This window comes from Herbaspirillum sp. Her4, assembly GCF_057961335.1.
The window spans coordinates 1,962,262-1,979,407 of the sequence record NZ_CM176330.1 but is presented as its reverse complement, the minus strand read 5'-3'; the positions used below and the strand labels follow the sequence as shown (position 1 = coordinate 1,979,407).

At 63.6% G+C, this 17,146-nt stretch carries 11 protein-coding genes; 7 read left to right on the top strand and 4 right to left on the bottom strand.

Annotation, left to right across the window (positions count from 1 at the left end; translation table 11 throughout):
* Positions 1 to 7: 7 nt before the first annotated feature.
* Positions 8 to 1,024, bottom strand: coding sequence for a TRAP transporter substrate-binding protein (locus tag ACWFUC_RS09045; protein ID WP_088754662.1), 1,017 nt, complete (start codon positions 1,022 to 1,024; stop codon positions 8 to 10).
* 208 nt (positions 1,025 to 1,232) lie between these two features.
* Between ACWFUC_RS09045 and ACWFUC_RS09040 the strand changes: the two genes are divergently transcribed.
* Genes ACWFUC_RS09040 through ACWFUC_RS09030 form a run of 3 tightly spaced genes read left to right on the top strand, consistent with a single transcriptional unit; the run spans position 1,233 to position 4,787 of the window.
* Positions 1,233 to 3,260, top strand: a complete 2,028-nt coding sequence (locus ACWFUC_RS09040) for a PAS domain S-box protein (protein WP_039790098.1) — start codon at positions 1,233 to 1,235, stop codon at positions 3,258 to 3,260.
* Between the two features lie 41 nt (positions 3,261 to 3,301).
* Positions 3,302 to 3,892, top strand: coding sequence for a response regulator transcription factor (locus tag ACWFUC_RS09035; protein WP_489624682.1), 591 nt, complete (start codon positions 3,302 to 3,304; stop codon positions 3,890 to 3,892).
* 4 nt (positions 3,893 to 3,896) lie between these two features.
* Positions 3,897 to 4,787, top strand: a complete 891-nt coding sequence (locus tag ACWFUC_RS09030) for an AEC family transporter (protein ID WP_034334306.1) — start codon at positions 3,897 to 3,899, stop codon at positions 4,785 to 4,787.
* A 28-nt stretch (positions 4,788 to 4,815) separates the two neighbouring features.
* Here ACWFUC_RS09030 and ACWFUC_RS09025 read toward each other — a convergent pair whose 3' ends face one another.
* On the bottom strand, positions 4,816 to 7,242 hold the full coding sequence (locus tag ACWFUC_RS09025; protein WP_489624681.1) for a penicillin acylase family protein: 2,427 nt from the start codon (positions 7,240 to 7,242) through the stop codon (positions 4,816 to 4,818).
* A gap of 27 nt (positions 7,243 to 7,269) precedes the next feature.
* Positions 7,270 to 8,454 carry a tRNA epoxyqueuosine(34) reductase QueG gene (gene queG, locus ACWFUC_RS09020; RefSeq protein WP_134135385.1) on the bottom strand — a complete coding sequence of 395 codons (1,185 nt, stop codon included), beginning with the start codon at positions 8,452 to 8,454 and terminating at the stop codon, positions 7,270 to 7,272.
* Positions 8,455 to 8,521: 67 nt separating this feature from the next.
* On the opposite strand from queG, the gene tsaE reads away from it, so the two are divergent.
* A complete protein-coding gene (gene tsaE / locus ACWFUC_RS09015; protein WP_039790104.1) occupies positions 8,522 to 9,007 on the top strand; it encodes a tRNA (adenosine(37)-N6)-threonylcarbamoyltransferase complex ATPase subunit type 1 TsaE in 486 nt (161 codons plus the stop codon).
* Positions 8,971 to 10,332 carry an N-acetylmuramoyl-L-alanine amidase gene (locus tag ACWFUC_RS09010; RefSeq protein WP_039790105.1) on the top strand — a complete coding sequence of 454 codons (1,362 nt, stop codon included), beginning with the start codon at positions 8,971 to 8,973 and terminating at the stop codon, positions 10,330 to 10,332. The genes tsaE and ACWFUC_RS09010 overlap by 37 nt, the downstream gene beginning before the upstream one ends.
* A gap of 88 nt (positions 10,333 to 10,420) precedes the next feature.
* Here the strand turns inward: ACWFUC_RS09010 and ACWFUC_RS09005 are convergent, their stop codons facing one another.
* Positions 10,421 to 11,083 carry a VTT domain-containing protein gene (locus ACWFUC_RS09005; RefSeq protein WP_209567989.1) on the bottom strand — a complete coding sequence of 221 codons (663 nt, stop codon included), beginning with the start codon at positions 11,081 to 11,083 and terminating at the stop codon, positions 10,421 to 10,423.
* A 514-nt stretch (positions 11,084 to 11,597) separates the two neighbouring features.
* Here ACWFUC_RS09005 and ACWFUC_RS09000 point away from each other — a divergent pair.
* Together ACWFUC_RS09000 and ACWFUC_RS08995 are read left to right on the top strand one after the other, a co-directional pair.
* On the top strand, positions 11,598 to 14,615 hold the full coding sequence (locus ACWFUC_RS09000) for a sensor domain-containing protein (protein WP_489624680.1): 3,018 nt from the start codon (positions 11,598 to 11,600) through the stop codon (positions 14,613 to 14,615).
* 465 nt (positions 14,616 to 15,080) lie between these two features.
* Complete coding sequence (locus ACWFUC_RS08995; RefSeq protein WP_420840868.1) at positions 15,081 to 17,042, top strand: methyl-accepting chemotaxis protein; 1,962 nt, start codon at positions 15,081 to 15,083, stop codon at positions 17,040 to 17,042.
* Positions 17,043 to 17,146: the final 104 nt, after the last annotated feature.

Genomic DNA, 17,146 nt, shown 5'->3' with positions numbered 1-17,146 from the left:
AACGGATTTACTTCTGGCCCAGCGCGGCCGATTCCTTGTTGACGGCGTCGATCAGCTCTTTGCCGATGCGGCTGGCCATCTGCTGCTGTACCGGCAGCAGCGCCTTGCGCCACTCCGCTTTCTGCGCGTCGGTCAGACGGTAGACGGTAGTCTTGCCGGTCTTTTCGACGGCGGCGAGCGCCGCATCGTTTTCCTGCTGGGCGATGGCATTGGCGTACTTGGTCGCATCCTTCATGGCACCTTCGAGCTGGGTGCGCACGTCGGAGGGCAGGCCGTCCCAGAACTTCTTGTTGACGATCACCGCATAGCCGAGGTAGCCGTGATTGGAGACGGTGACGTGCTTCTGCACTTCATGCATCTTCTGGGTATAGAGATTGGAAGGCGGGTTCTCGGTGCCATCGACCACGCCGGTCTGCAGCGCCTGGTAGACCTCGGAGAAGGCCAGCACCTGCGGGTTGGCACCCAGTGCGCGCATCTGGGCATCCAGCACCTTGGAGGACTGGATGCGCATCTTCAGGCCACGGAAGTCCGAGGGCTGATGCAGCGGCTTGTTGGCCGACATCACCTTGAAACCGTTGTCCCAATAGGCCAGGCCGGTGATGCCCTTGGGCTCCAGCTTCTTGAACAGATCCTTGCCGATCGGACCTTCGGTCACCCGGTACAGCACGTCCTTGCTGGGGAAGATGTAAGGCAGGTCGAAGACTTCGAACTCCTTCACGCCCAGCGGACCGAACTTGGCCAGCGACGGCGCGAGCATCTGCACGGCACCGAGTTGCAGGGCTTCCAGTTCTTCCTTGTCCTTGTACAGCGTGCTGTTGGGATAGACCTCGACCTTCACGCGGCCCTTGGTGGCCTTCTCGGCCAGCTCCTTGAAACGCTCGGCGGCCTTGCCTTTGGGCGTGTCGTTGGCCACCACGTGACTGAACTTGATGATGATGGGCTGTTGCGCGAAGGCGCTGGCCACCAGGCCGGCATTGACGACAGTCGCCGCAGCCAGCGCAAAGACGATGGACTTCAGTTTCATGCTTGTCTCCCCAATGAGATGGAAATGATTTAGTTAGTAATTTTTATGGACTAAGGCCGGTCTTGGCGGGGACCGGATTGTGCTGGCGAATTTTGCGCGGCCTCACCAAAACGGAGCAAGTGTGGTTAACCACAATGTCCCTGCCGTCCACTTCCCGCCACGCAGGAAGCTGGCGCAAGCTTTTGGGCGCGGCTACACTGGCGGCGTCATGAAAACCGTCCCGCCGCCCCCGATCGCTCCCCAGCCCGATGCCGCCTCGCAGCTGCAGGCCTCCGGCCGCAAGACCACCATGCGCTGGCTGATCCCTTTCCTACTGGTGTGCCTGTTCCTGGCCACGCTGATCTGGCTGCCGCGCCAGGCCCAGCAGATGGAAGCCAGCGAACGGCTGGAGCAACTGATCGCCGATTCGCTGTGGGTGGAACAGGCGATCCGCTTCCAGCTCAGCCGCGATGACGAGAGCATGCGCATCATCGGCCGCGAGATCAGCAACGGCCGCCTGCATCAGGATCATTTCCGCAGCCGCCTGAACGCCCTGCTGCGCAACAACCGCGAGTTCTATCGCGTGACCTGGTTCAACGCCGAAGGCCATCCGGTCGCTTCAACCGATGATCTTCCGATCAGCCGCAAGGACCTCTCGCAACCCTCGCTGATGACGGCCGACCGCGCGCGCCAGATGCGCCGCCCGCTCTACAGCCCGCCGGCCATCCCGCCCGGCATCGCCGAGCCGATGCTGATGGACTATCACGTGCCGCTGTTCCATGACAATCACTACATCGGCAGCCTGGTGGCCAGCTATGCGGTGGCACGCATCCTCAACGAGATGGTGCCGTGGTGGTTCGCCCAGGACAATGAAATCTCGCTCACCGATACCGATGACAACGTGGTGGCACGCCGCACCTCGGGCGGACCGGGCCTGAACGTCTACACCCATCGGCGTGAACTGGAGCTGCCGGGCTTGACGCTGGTGCTGCATACCAACAGCACCAAGAGCGCACCCAAGCTGCTGCCCAACCTGCTGGTGGGCTCGGTGATCGTGCTCTCGCTGGGTCTGCTGTGGAGCCTGTGGGCGCTGTGGCGCGACATCAACCGCCGGACCAAGGCCGAGAAGGCCCTGCTCAACGAAGCCGTGTTTCGCGCCGCGATGGAAAATTCACTGGTCACCGGCATGCGCGCCCGCGACCTGCAGGGCCGCATCACCTACGTCAATCCGGCCTTCTGCAAGATGGTCGGCTTCGCGGCGGAAGAACTGGTCGGCAAAATCCCGCCCATGCCTTACTGGGCGCCGGAAGCCATGGATGAATACCAGGAGCGTTTCTCCAACGTGCTGGCCGGGCGCGCCACGCCGCAATTCGAGACCATCTTCCAGCGCCGCGACGGCGAGCGCTTCCCGGTGCTGATCTTCGAATCGCCGCTGGTGGACCAGGATGGCAAGCAGACCGGCTGGATGGGTTCCATCCTCGACATTTCCGAACGCAAGCGCGCCGAAGACCTCAACCGCACCCAGGAAGAAAAGCTGCAGGCCAGCGCCCGCCTGGCCAGCATGGGCGAGATCGCCTCGACCCTGGCGCACGAGCTGAACCAGCCGCTGGCGGCCATCTCCAGCTATACCACCGGGGCGCTGAACATGATGCAGCAGGGCCAGGCCGATCCCAAGGCGCTGCAGCCGGCGCTGGAAAAGATCCACACCCAGGCCCAGCGCGCCGGCCACGTGATCCGCAGCGTGCACCAGTTCGTCAAGAAGCGCGAACCGGCGCGCCAGCGTCTGCAGATCCGGCAGCTGGTGGACAACGTGGCCCCGCTCATCGAATTGCAGGCCCAGCAGTTCTTCGTGGTGCTGCAATGGCAGGTGCCCAAGTCGCTGCCGCCGGTGCTGGGCGATCAGGTATTGCTGGAGCAGGTGATCCTGAACCTGACCCGCAACGGCATCCAGGCCATGGCCGCCGTGCCCTCGGCGCGCCGCATCCTGCGCGTGACGGCCGAGCTGACCCGCAATGACGATGGTGCAGAATCGGTCACGGTCTCGGTGATCGACCAGGGGCACGGGATTGCCGAGGAAGTGGCGGCGCGCCTGTTTTCTCCCTTCTTCTCGACCAAGGCCGAGGGCATGGGCATGGGCTTGAACATCTGCCGCACCACCATCGAATTCCACGGCGGCACGCTCACTTACACCGATAACCCGGCAGGCGGTACAATCTTCCGGTTTTCGCTGCCCGCCCAAAGCGGGCAGCCACAATAACGAGACGCCTCTCCCACACTGGATTCCCGCCCCGCATACCGATGCTGCACATAGTCGACGACGAAGAAATCATCCGCGATTCGCTGACCTGGCTGGCGCGCTCGCGCAATATCGCCGCCATCGGCTATGAAAGCGGTGCCGCCGTGCTGGGCGCACTGGCCCATGCCAGCGGCATCGACGCCGAGGGCGAATGCCTGCTGCTGGACGTGCGCATGCCCGGCACCAGCGGCGTGGCGCTGTTCAATGAACTCAAGACCAAGGGCCTGCTGCACCGGCGTCCGGTGATCTTCCTCACCGGTCACGGCGATGTGCCGATGGCGGTGGATATGCTCAAGAACGGTGCCTTCGATTTCTTCGAAAAGCCCTTCAACGACAACCAGTTGATGGACCGCGTGCTGGAAGCGCTGGAAAGTTCGCGCGCCGGCAGTGCCGAGGATGCCGTGCAGAGCCGCCTGGCGGCGCTGTCCGCGCGCGAGCGCGAAGTGCTGGACCTGATCCTGGCCGGAAAGATGAACAAGGTCATTGCCGATGAGCTGGGCATCAGCATGCGCACCGTGGAAGTCCATCGCGCCCACATCTTCGACAAGATGAACGTCAAGACTGCCGTCGAGCTGGCACGCCTGCTGAAGTAAGCACGTGGAGATCCTCAACCTCCTGCTGCCGGACTTCAGCCTCATTGCACTGGGCCTGCTGATCCATCGCATTTCCAACTGGGGCGAAGAATTCTGGGCCGGCATGGAGAAGCTGGTCTATTTCATCCTCTTCCCTGCGCTGCTGTTTTATTCGACGGCGCGCCTGAAGGTTGATCTCTCGGTCACCGGCGGCATGGTGCAGACGGGCGTTGCGGCGCTGCTGGTGGGCATCGCGCTGACCTGGCTGGGCAAACCCTTCCTGCGCGCCACGCCCATGACCTACGAGTCGGGCATGCAATGCGCCTTTCGCTTCAATTCCTATATCGCGCTGGCACTGGCCACCCGCATGGCGGGCGAAGAAGGCGCGGGCCTGATGGCCATCCTTCTTGGTTTTGGCGTGCCCCTCTGCAATATCGCAGCCGTCCATGCGCTGGCCGCAAAAAACAGCAACCTGCTGCGCGAGCTGGCCCGCAATCCCTTGCTGGTGGCGACTGCTGGCGGGTTGACGTTTTCTGCACTAGGGCTGCATTTGCCGGAAGTGGCCAGTGTGGTGCTCTCGCGGCTGGGCGCGGCTTCCATTGCGTTGGGCCTGCTGATGGTCGGGGCCGGACTGCGGCTGTCGGGTTTGAAAGAAAGCAAGCCGGTAGTGGCCTGGTTCATCGTCATCAAGCTGGTTGCAGTGCCGCTGGCCGCTTACCTGATCGGCATGCTGCTGCAGCTGCCACCGCTGCAGTGGCGCATCGTGGTGCTGTTCTGCAGCCTGCCCACCGCCTCCAGCGCCTACATCCTGGCCGCGCGCATGGGCGGCAACGGGCCCTTCACGGCCTTCCTCATTTCGTTCGGGACGCTGCTCTCGGCATTGAGCATTCCGGTTTGGCTGGCGCTGGTGCATTGATCCTGCCGCATCAGGCCAGCCCTGCTGTCTAGCGCACCGGCTGCACCACGATGCGGTGCTCGGTGACTTTCTCGATGGCCCCGCGTGAATACAGCAGCGGGAAATACTCGCCCTTCAACCACTTGTCGGCCAGATCGCGATAGTGCGGGCTGTCGGGGTCGCCCGACTGGCCCGGCGCATTGACGGCCCAGGAATTGTCCCAGCGGCCTACGTCCACCACCACGCGGAAGGAGGGCCCGTTGGTCTGGCGAAAATCATTGACGCGATAGGTCGACTGATTGGGCGAATAGGCCCCGCCATGCTTGGGCATGGGTCCGACGTTGAGCTTCTTGCGGGTCGCCTCATCCACCACATCGGCCAGCGGATGCGCCATCAGGTTGTGGTGCAGCTTGCCCCATTGCCATTGCGACGGATCCGCGCCTTGCAGCTTGGCCAGTTCGGCCCAGGCAGCACCGAGGCTGGAGAGCAGCATCTGATCGCGCCGGGTGCGTGCCTGCGCAGCATCGGCGCCGAAGGCGGGTACCGGGTTTTCCAGCGTATCGAGCAGCACTGCCGTATCAGGCGCCCCCATCGCATCGGCAGCCGACTTGGGCAGCACGGCTTCCTTGAAGGCCTTGCCCAGATGGCGCGAGAGCCAGACTTCGTACAGCGCCGGCTGCGCGGACTCGCTGCGTTCCACGTAATCCCACTGGCCCAGCATGGCCAGCGCAGCGCGGGTGTTGGCGTCATCGGAGGACAAGGGCTTGAGCAAGGCGGCCAGGCGGCGTGCGGGGATGGCCAGGTCATCGTTCTGCAGCCGCATCGAATCCTGCAGCGAGACCTTGGGCAGGCTGGCCAGCACTTCGCTGATGCGGGTGAAGCGCGAATTGTTGGTCCACTCGAATCCGAGCTTGCGCTCGCGGTAGGGATAATCGGCAGGAAGATTCATCTGGTTGGCCGAGGCAAACCAGCCCTGCGCCGGATTGTAGGACGAGGGCAGCTGGTCGCCGCGCCAGAAGCCGGACCATTCATATCGCCCGTCACCCGGCACCGGTAGCAGCCCGTCCCAGTTGGGCCGCTTCGGTGCCAGCCCGCCCGGCACCCAGCCAATGTTGCCTTTGGTGTCGGCATAGACCTGGTTCTCGGTGGGCGCGCCCCAGTTCAGCATGGACTGCTTGAAGTCCTTGAAATTGCGCGTGCGCATGTAGGCGATGCTGCCGAAGTAAGGCGACATGCCCGGCTCCAGCCAGCCCGACCGTACCGCGTAGGCCAGGTGTTTGGCCTGATCGACGTAGATCACCGGACCATGGCGCGTGAAACTCAGATCGGCCACGGCGGGTGCGCCGTTCTTGATGCGCACCGGTTCATGCAGTACGCGCATCGATTCCCACTGGCCCTGATAGCGGTATTGCTGTGGATTGTCGGGATTGAGCTGGTAGACGTAGAGGTCTTCCTGATCGATGTTGAAGATGGTCAACCCGAAGGCGATGCTGCCGTTGTGGCCGATGGAGATGCCCGGCAGGGCCGGTTCGCCGGCCCCGATGACGTTCATGCCCGGTGCGCTCAGGTGGGCGATGTAGCGCAGCGACGGGGCCGAATAGGCGCGATGCGGATCGTTGGCCATGATGGCGCGGCCGGTGGCCGACTTCGACGGGGCGATGACCCAGTTGTTGCTGCCCTCCATGGTCTCTTCCGGATTGACGGCCGGCTCGATGCGCACCAGCTGGCTGTCGCCTGCCGTGGTGGCGGCGTTCAGGCTCTCCTTGGTAATCCGCACGCCCTGCGTGGCCAGCGTGAAGACCTGCAGCAGGTCCTTGGGCAGGCAAGGGTCCAGGCCCTCGGGCATCCCGGCGGTCCAGGGCGGAGTCAGGCCGGAGCGGATTTCATCGGATTTCAGATCGGCCGCGCACGCCACCTTGGCGCGCGCCACTTCGCTTTGCAGGTTGCGCGTGAGGCCGTGGCTGCGGATGCGCACCACGTCCTCGGCCTGCCACTTGGCCGGCAGATAGCCCAGCTGGCGGAATTCGTAAGGCAGTTTTTCCTGATGCAGGGAGACGTAATCGATATACGCATTGATGCCTTCCACGAACGCCTGCGCCACGCTTTCCGCACCGGGGCCATAGGCAGCCCATTCACGCCGCATGTCGCCACGGTAGAGGAACAGCCGGGTCGCACGGTCCTGAGGCAGATACGCGGGACCGAACACTTCGGAAAGCTGGCCCAGCCCGCGCCGACGCCACAGGTCGATCTGGAACAGGCGGTCACGCGCGGCATTGAAACCCTGCATGAAGAAGGCATCGCGCTCGCTGGCGGCATAGATGTGGGGCACGCCCCAGCGGTCGATGAGGATCTCGGCGCGTTGCTGCAGGCCGGGGATGGCGATCTTTTCGGTCGATGCGGGCTGGGCACTGGCCGCCAGCGGCAGGCTCGCAGCCAGCGCGCTGGCCAGCAGGACGGCACGATTCAGTCTGGGCATGGGGTGTCTCCTCCTTGTTGGGAGGGGTCACTCTACTCCATCTGCTCCTGCGACTCCATGGACTCCATGACGGGCCAGCGCCCAGGCCACATGCTCGGCTACCAGCGCTGACGGATGATCCAGGCGCGCCCGCAAAGCCGCCACGATCTCCGCATCGCCACGGTGCGAGGGTGCATCGGCCGCATTGCCCAGCCCGACGGCCAGGTTGCGCAGCCAGCGTTCATGGCCGATGCGGCGGATGGCGCTGCCTTCGGTGTTCTTCAGGAAGACCTCTTCACTCCAGCCGAACAGCTCGACCAGGCTCGCCCGGTCGAGGCCATGGCGCGGGTCGAAGTCCGGCAGGCTGGCACGCTGGGCGAACTTGTTCCACGGGCAGTAGAGCTGGCAGTCGTCGCAGCCATAGATGCGGTTGCCGATCAGCGGGCGCAGGTCTTGCGGGATGCTGCCCTTGAGTTCGATGGTGAGATAGGAGATGCAGCGCCGCGCATCCAGCTCATAAGGGGCGACGATGGCCCCCGTCGGACAGGCCGTGATGCACGCGCTGCATTGGCCGCAGTGCGAGGTGACCGGTTCATCCACCGGCAGCGGCAGGTCGGTCAGCATCTCGCCCAGGAAGAACATCGAGCCGGCCTCCCGATGCAGCAGCAGCGTATGCTTGCCGCGCCAGCCCAGTCCGGCCTTCTCGGCCAGGGCCACTTCCATGACCGGGGCCGAATCGGTGAAGACGCGGTAGCCGAAGGGGCCGATGCGGCCCTCGATGCGGGTGGCCAACTGCTGCAGGCGGGCGCGCAGGACCTTGTGGTAATCGCGTCCGCGTGCATAGATCGAGACCTGGGCGGCCGCCGGATCGGCGCTGCGCGCCTCTTCGCGGGCGCGCCAGTCAGGTTGCTCGGGCTGATCCGGATCGGCGGCGGCCGGCAGGTAGGGCATGCGCACGCTCACCACGCGCACCGTGCCCGGCACCAGTTCGGCCGGCCGTGCCCGTTTCAGGCCGTGGCTTGCCATATAATCCATCTCGCCGTGATAACCCTTGTCCAGCCAGGCCTGGAAGCCCGCCTCGCGGTGCGACAGGTCGACATCGGCGATGCGCACCTCGGCAAACCCCAGCTCCCGGCCCCAGGCCTTGATGGCGGCCGCCAGCGCCGCCAGGCCGGCGGGATCGGCGATGGCAGTGCTCCCGATCGGATCGGCAGGCGTGGGGTGAATGGACATGAGCGCTTGAACCTTCAGACTAGAACCTTGTAACGAACCATCCCGGATGACCCAGAACAGCATGAGCATGCAGCGACTCCACCTCCACCTGCCCGACGAAGCCGCCACCGCCCGCCTCGGGGCCGACCTGGCCCAGGTGCTGGCGCCGGGCCTGGCGATCTACCTGCACGGCGACCTCGGGGCCGGCAAGACCGCGCTCACGCGCGCCCTGCTGCATGCGGCGGGCTACCAGGGGCGGGTCAAGAGCCCGACCTACACGCTGGCGGAGCCTTATGAAGTTTCCTTCGCAGGCCGCATGGTAACAGTCATCCACTTCGATCTGTACCGCATGGCCAGCCCGGAAGAATTTCTCGATGCCGGTTTTCGTGAACATTTCAACGAAAACTCCGTCTGTATCGTCGAATGGCCTGAAAAGGGCGATCCGGTGTTGCCGCCACCGGACATACACGTCAACCTGTCGCTTGCAGGGGACGGTCGTGATGTAGAATTGCGTGCGTTGTCCGACAAGGGTCATCAATGCCTCGCTCGACTGAAATTCGCTCCCAACCTGTGAAGTCCAAAACCCGCCGCACCATCCTCAAAGCCGGCGGCGCCCTGTTCGTCTCCGTCGTCACTCCCCTGCCCGCTCTGGCTTCGCAGATCCTGGCCGTGCGTGTCTGGCCGTCCGAGGACTACACCCGCGTCACGCTGGAAAACGACAGCGACCTCAAGGTCACCCACTTCGTGGTCAAGAACCCGGAGCGCCTGGTGGTGGACATCGAGGGCATCGACCTCAACAGCACCCTGAAGGACCTGGTCGCCAAGATCCAGCCCAACGACCCCTACATCAAGCAGGTACGCGTGGGCCAGAACCGGCCCAGCGTGGTGCGCCTGGTGTTCGACCTGAAGGACGAGATCAAGCCGCAGGTCTTCACCCTGGCCCCGGTGGGCGAATACAAATACCGCTTCGTCATCGACCTGTACCCGGCCGCGCCGCCCGATCCGATCGCCGCCCTCATCCAGAAGGGCGAGTGGAACAAGGAAAGCCCGGCCACCCCGCCGCTGGCGCAGGCCCCGGCCGCACCGCCCAAACCCGATCCGGCCCCGCTGGCCGAGATCAAGCCGCAGCCGGAAGACAAGACCGAGCGCAACCCCAAGGTGGTGCCGGACGAGCCGCGCATGCAGCTGACCCGCATGATCACCATCGCGCTGGATCCCGGCCACGGTGGCGAAGACCCCGGTGCTACCGGCGCGCGCGGCAACCGCGAGAAGGACGTCGTGCTGTCCATCGCCAAGCGCCTCAAACGCAAGATCGAGCAATACCCCAACATGCGCGTCATGCTGACCCGTGATGCCGACTTCTTCGTGCCTCTGGGCCAGCGCGTGGTCAAGGCGCGCAAGGTGCAGGCCGATCTGTTCGTATCGATCCATGCGGATGCCTTCGTGCAGCCGACGGCGCGCGGCTCTTCCGTGTTCGCCCTGTCGGAAAAGGGCGCCAGCTCCACCGCCGCACGCTGGCTGGCCAACAAGGAAAACTCGGCCGACCTGATCGGCGGGGTCAACATCAAGACCCATGACCGCCAGCTGGCCAGCGTGCTGCTGGACCTGTCGACCACGGCGCAGATCAACGACAGCCTGCGCGTGGGCAATGCGGTGCTGAAGGAAATCGGCGGCATCAACAAGTTGCACAAGGGCGCGGTGGAACAGGCCGGCTTTGCCGTGCTGAAGGCTCCGGACATTCCCAGCATCCTGATCGAGACCGCCTTCATCTCCAACCCGGAAGAAGAAGCCAAGCTCACCGACGAGCGCTATCAGGAGCAAATGGCCGATGCCATCCTGACCGGCATCCGCAACTACTTCGCCAAGAACCCGCCGCTGGCCAAGAATCGCCTGACCTGAAAGTCGGCCCTGGCAGGCAACAAAAAACCCGGCACTGCAGTTGCAGGCCGGGTTTTTTATCGGGCGCGTCCTGCCGGGAAGGCGGACATCAGGCGTTGCTGACCTTGCGCTTGCCGCGCAATTTGCGCCACAGCTGCCACAGCGCCCCCAGCACGATGGGGATGACGGCACCGACCAGGCCGATCAGGACCAGGGTATTGAGGTTCTCCCGCACCACCGGAATATTGCCGAACAGGTAGCCCAGCACCACCAGGCTGACCACCCACAGGAAGGCACCCAGCACGTTGAACAGCTGGAAGCGCGCAAAGCTCATGGCCGAGACGCCGGCGATGAAGGGCGCAAAGGTGCGCACGATGGGGGTGAAACGGGCGATCACGATGGTCTTGCCACCGTGTTTCTCGTAGAAGCTGTGGGTCTTGCGCAGGGCGTCGGGGTTGAGCCAGCGGTAGTTGTGGGTATAGACGCGTTGCCCGACCCAGCCGCCGATCCAGTAATTGAGCGTGTTGCCGGCCACCGCGGCGGCGATCAGCAGGCCCATCAGCAGCCAGATGTCCATGGCCCCCAGCGCACAGAAGGTACCGGCGATGAACAGCAGCGAATCCCCCGGCAGGAAGGGCAGGACCACCAGCCCGGTTTCACAGAAGACAATCAGGAACAACACCGCATAAATGAGCGGGCCGTACTGCTCGATCAGGACGCCCAGATATTTGTCCACGTGCACCAGCACGTCCAGCCACTGCAGATAATCCATAAAGCCCAATCTTTGGTGATTCATCAAGGCCGGGGCTCCCCATCGCCGCGCGGCCGGATATTTCCCGCCAGCAACTCCGCCGGGACCTATCGCACAGGCAAAGCGATCTCGCGCACCTGCGCAGGCATCATACAACACTCACCCCGCCGCAACTCAAGAAGCCCGGATACCGGCCGATAAAATCCTTGAGGAAACTTGCCGCAAGAAGATCCTCACACAAGCTCGCAGATCGTTGTGTGGCGGCCCGCCAAGGCCGCCGCCCGCACGCACAACCGGAAGGATTTGGCATATGATCAAAGTCAGATTCGTTCAGTTTTGATGTGCCGAATATGCATCATCAAGCATGTTCTGCGCCTTTCCGCGGCGCGGTCGCTGGCGGTAAGGCAGACGGGACGGCGCTGACGGACGGGCAAATGGAAGCCACCGGGGGAAAACGGGGAACCCGGGCAATCGCAACTCCGCACTGCATGAGGCAAGACGCACGGGCGTCAATACCGGCCAGAGGGGGCGCTGTATGGGGAGCCAGGAGTCATTCGTGGGCCAGTTCGATCATCCGTCGCAGCCGCAGGGGGATCACCAGCGCCTGCGCGAGGAGGAACGCGAGGCGCTGCTGGGCGCGCTCTGGCGTTCCATGGCCATTCTCGAATTCGCTGCCGATGGCAGCATCCTCGATGCCAATGACAAATTCCTCGGCATGCTGGGCTACCAGCGACATGAAGTGGTGGGCCAGCATCACCGCATGCTGTGTGACCCGCTCTCTGTCGAGACCGAGGACTACCAGCGCTTCTGGCAGCACCTGCGCCAGGGCGAGGTGATCGCCGGTACGCTGCAGCGGCGCAGAATCGACGGCACCATCGTCTGGCTGGAAGCCCTGTGCAGTCCGATCCTGGATGGCAGCGGCCAGCTGCGCAAGGTGATCTCGGTGGCGGCCGACATCAGTTCGCACATCGACGATTCGCATCACAGCAACAATGTGCTCAGCGCCCTGAACCGCTCGCTGGGCGTGGTCGAACTCTCGCCCCAGGGCATGATCCTGGCGGCCAACCGCAACTACCTCAAAACCATGGAATACCTGGCCGACGACCTGATCGGCCAGCCGCACAGCGTGCTGTGTCCGCCCGGCTATGCCGACAGCGAGGAATATGCGATCTTCTGGCGCGATGTCTGCAGTGGCCGCTTCTTCTCCGGCCGTTTCCCGCGCCGCACGCGCAGTGGTCGCACGATCTGGTGGGAAGCCACCTATTCGCCCCTGCTCGATCCCCAGGGCAAGGCCGAGCGCGTGATCTGCATCGGCAACGACGTCACCTACCGCGTCACCCGCGAAAAGAGCGACCGTGAACACCTGCACCTGCTCTCGCTGGGCATCAACGAAACCGACAATGCCGTGCTCATCACCGACGAGCAGAACCGCATCGTCTTCCACAACACCGGGTTCACCCGCATGCTGGGCTTCCAGAGCCAGCAGACCATCGGCAAGCTGCCACGCGAGCTGTTTGCCAGTCACCCGACGTTCGTCAAGTCGATCGAGCGCTGCCATGGCGAGCTGCTGCAGGGACACAGCTTCCACACCGAGGAACTGATCCACGACCTGCACGAACAGCCGGTCTGGATTTCGGCGGTGGTCAATCCCATCCTCGACGTGCAGGGCAAGCTCATCAATGCGGTCTGCGTGATGACCGACATCACCAATACCAAGGTCCATGAAGTCCTGCAGTATCGCGTGCTCAACGCCATGGCCCGCGATTCCTCGCTGGCCGAGCAGATGAACCTGCTGTGCGAAGAAGTGGAACGCGTCGCCCCCGAGGTGATCGCCTCGGTGCTGCGCGTGGATGAACAGGGCCGACTGCATACCCTGGCCGCGCCCAGCCTGCCGGAAGCCTACACACGCGCCATCGAGGGCATCCAGATCGGTCCGCTGGTGGGCTCCTGCGGCAGCGCCGCCTATACCGGCGAGAGCGTGGTCTCGGAAGAGATCGCCACCGATCCGCATTGGGCCGACTACAAGGAAATCGCCTTGAGCCACGGCCTGCAGGCCTGCTGGTCGACCCCGATCAAGTCGGCCGATGGCAAGGTCATCGGTACCTTCGGTTTCTACTATCGCCAGCCGCGCGCGCCGAGCGCCTTCCACCACCTGCTGGTGGATGCCGGCCTGCACCTGTGCGCGCTGGCCATCGAACGCGAAGCCTCGCGGGCGCGCATCCACCAGCTGGCTTTCTATGATTCGCTGACCGGGCTGCCCAACCGCAGCCTGCTGCTGGTACAGGCCGGGCAGGCGATCGCGGCAGCCGAGCGCAACCGCAGTATGGTGGCGGTGATGTTCATCGACCTTGATCGCTTCAAGCAGGTCAACGATTCGCTGGGCCACCAGGCCGGCGATGAACTGCTGCGCACGGTGGCCACGCGGCTGCAATCACAGGCGCGCCGCTCGGACATCGTCGGCCGTCTTTCCGGCGACGAGTTCGTGGTGGTGCTGACCCAATACGACACCGACCACCTGACCGAAGTGGTCAAGCGCATCCAGGAACGGCTGGCCATGCCCTGCCACATCAACGGCACGCCGCTCAATCCCTCGGCCAGCATCGGGGTGGCGATCTTCCCCGACAACGGCCACGACATCGAGACCCTGCTGCATCGCGCCGACATCGCCATGTACCAGGCCAAGGCCGTGAACCGGGGACGTTTCAGCTTCTTCAGCGAGGAGATGAACAGCCTCGCCCAGGAACGCCTGGTGCTGGAAGGCGCGCTGCGTGATGCCTTGCGCGGCGGCAGCTTCGAACTGCACTTCCAGCCGCAGATCAACCTGCACGACCTCAGCCTGCACGGCGTGGAAGCGCTGGCCCGCTGGCACGATCCGCAACTGGGGCAGATCTCGCCGGGCCGCTTCATCCCGATTGCCGAAGAATGCGGCCTGATCGGCGAACTGGGCAAGTGGGCGCTGGAAGAGGCCTGCTTCCAGCTGGCTGACTGGCGGCGGCGCGGGATCCAAGTGCCGTCGGTCTCGGTGAACCTGTCGGCCACCAATTTCCACGATCTCGACCTGCCGCAATTTCTCACCGGCCTGCTGCGCCGCTACAGCCTGGCACCGACCGACCTCACGCTGGAAATCACCGAGACCGTGCTGATGGATACCAACCCCAGCACCAACCAGACCATCGCCGCCGTGCATGCACTGGGCATTCCGCTGGCCATGGATGACTTCGGCACCGGTTATTCCAGCCTCGGCTACCTGCGCAAGCTGCCAGTCTCCGAACTAAAGCTGGACCAGAGCTTCGTGCGCGACATGGCCAAGGACGCGGCGGTGAGCGCCCTGACCAATGCGGTCATCCGCATCGGCGAAAGCCTCAAATTGACCGTGGTGGCCGAAGGTGTGGAAGATGCCGACCAGTACCGGCTGCTGATCAGCCAGGGCTGTGACGTGGCGCAGGGCTATTATTTTTCGCGGCCGATGTCGGCTGATCAACTCGAAAGCTGGGTGCGGGATTACCGCGGAGAAAACGCCGCTCCGCCGGGGGCGACAGGACCGCGCGGCTGAACTTGGAGAGAAATAAATACAAGCAGGCAAGAACAATCGAAAGTTCCATGCAAAAAAGGCACTTTCTCGCCGGAAAAACAACAGCACAGTTACATGTGGGCGCAAACATTCGAAGTATTTTGATGTAGCGCAAAATGCTGACGATATACTGACTCGCTTCCCCGCAAGTACCGTGATTTCAGCATGAACGTTGGGCCTCCGTGCAAGGAAGGCCCCTGACGTGAGTGACCGCGTTGCATTGCCGTTTCGGCAATCCGATGCAGCATGCCGCTCCTCCGGCCAAGCTGTCATCGGTACGCAGGCACTGTGTTGCAGGACCTTCCGGAAGACGGAAAGAAGGAGGGCAAACGATGGCGAGATGGGCGCGTAGTCAGCGATCGCCATCGGTCCTCGGATGGTTTTGGTTCGGTATTTGCTTTTCCACACCCTTTGACTTCAAGAACAACAACAGCCATGGCTAATGCAATGTCTGATGCGCGCGGCGCATCTCTGTTCCATCGCTCGGTCGGTGCAAAACTGACTGCCATGACGGTAGCCCTGGTGGGCATCGTCTTCGTGATCGCACTGATGCTGATCACTTACTCCGCTTCACGCATGGTGGAATCGCGCTCCATCGAACAGATGGGCAACGACGCGCGCGGCGTGGCCAACATGGTGGGCATCTTCGACCGCTCGGTGAACAGCCAGGTGGACCGCTTCTCCACCATGTTCGACAAGGAATTCGGCAAGCTCACCCTGGACGAAAGCCGCACCGTGCAGATCGGCGACCGCGCCACGCCGGTGCTGTCCAATGATGGCCGCGAACTGAACATGGATTTCTCCATCCCCGACCGCTTCACCGCCCACACCGGCGTGACCGCCACAATCTTCGCCAAGACCGGCGATGACTTCGTGCGAGTGTCAACTTCCGTCAAGAAAGAAAATGGCGAACGCGCCGTCGGCACCCTGCTTGACCGCGCCCATCCCGGCTATGCCGCCCTGAAGTCCGACAAGACCTACAGCGGCGTGGCCACCCTGTTCGGCAAGCAGTACATCACCAAGTACGTGCCCTTCAAGAATGACGCCGGCCAGATCATCGCCGCGCTCTACGTGGGCATCGACATCTCGGCCGACGTGAAGGCGCTGAAGGACCAGATCAAGTCGCTCAAGATCGCCGAGACCGGCAATTTCTACGCGCTCAATGGCCGCGAAGGCAAGGACCAGGGCGTGATGATTGCCGGTGCCCCGCGCGAAGGCAAGGAAGAAGGCGGCAACCTGATCGAGGCCAAGGATGCTGGCGGCAACACCTACATCAAGACCCTGGTGCAGCAGAAGGAAGGCCAGCTGCGCTACACCGGCAGCGATGGCCGCCAGAAGATCGCCGTCTTCACTCACTATGCCCCGTGGAACTGGGTCATCGTCGGTGAAGCGGCGGTCGATGAGATCACCCGCGAAGTCAACTCGATGCGCAATCTCTACATCGGCCTGGGCCTGCTGTTCCTGGCGGTGCTCGGCGCGATCCTGACGGTGATGATCAACCGCATGATCACCCGTCCGCTGGATGCGGTGTGCAATGCCGCCGACCGCATCGCCGGTGGCGACCTCACCACTCGCCTGCACGTGCACAGCAGCGATGAGATCGGCCGCCTGATGGGCGCCTTCAACGGTATCAGCATGGGCCTGTCGGAAGTGGTCTCCAGCGTGCGTGCCGGGACCGAAGAAATCAACACCGCCGCCAGCGAGATCGCGGCCGGCAACCTCAATCTGTCTTCGCGTACCGAGCAGCAAGCGGGTGCCCTGGAAGAAACCGCCTCGGCCATGGAAGAGCTGACCTCGACCGTGAAGCAGAATGCCGCCAACGCGATTCAAGCCGATGAACTGGCCGGTTCCGCTTCGGAAGTCGCCAGCCACGGCGGCGACGTCGTGGGTCAGGTAGTGCAGACCATGGATGCCATCAACAGCTCTTCGCAGCGCATCGTCGACATCATCAGCGTGATCGATGGTATCGCCTTCCAGACCAACATCCTGGCATTGAACGCGGCGGTGGAAGCGGCCCGCGCCGGTGAGCAGGGACGCGGCTTCGCCGTAGTCGCCACCGAAGTGCGTACGCTGGCCCAGCGCAGCGCCTCGGCCGCCAAGGAAATCAAGGAACTGATCGACGCCTCGGTGCAGACCGTGGCCGGTGGCGGCCAGCTGGTCTCCCAGGCCGGCAACACCATGAATGACGTGGTGGCCAGCGTGCAGCGCGTCTCCACCGTCATCAGCGAGATCACCACCGCCAGCCGCGAACAGAGCGAAGGCATCGACCAGATCAACCGTGCCATCGCGCAAATGGATGAGAGCACCCAGCAGAATGCAGCGCTGGTGGAGCAGGCCGCAGCCGCCGCGCAATCGCTGCAGCAGCAGGCCGAGCGCCTGGCTGCCGCAGTGAGCACTTTCCGTGTGTAAATCATTTATATCGTTTGCATGATTTTCTGCGCGGCGATCCAACGATTGCCCTGCAGAAAACCCTGATCGAATCCGCTCCCAAGAAGCCGCCTACGGGCGGCTTC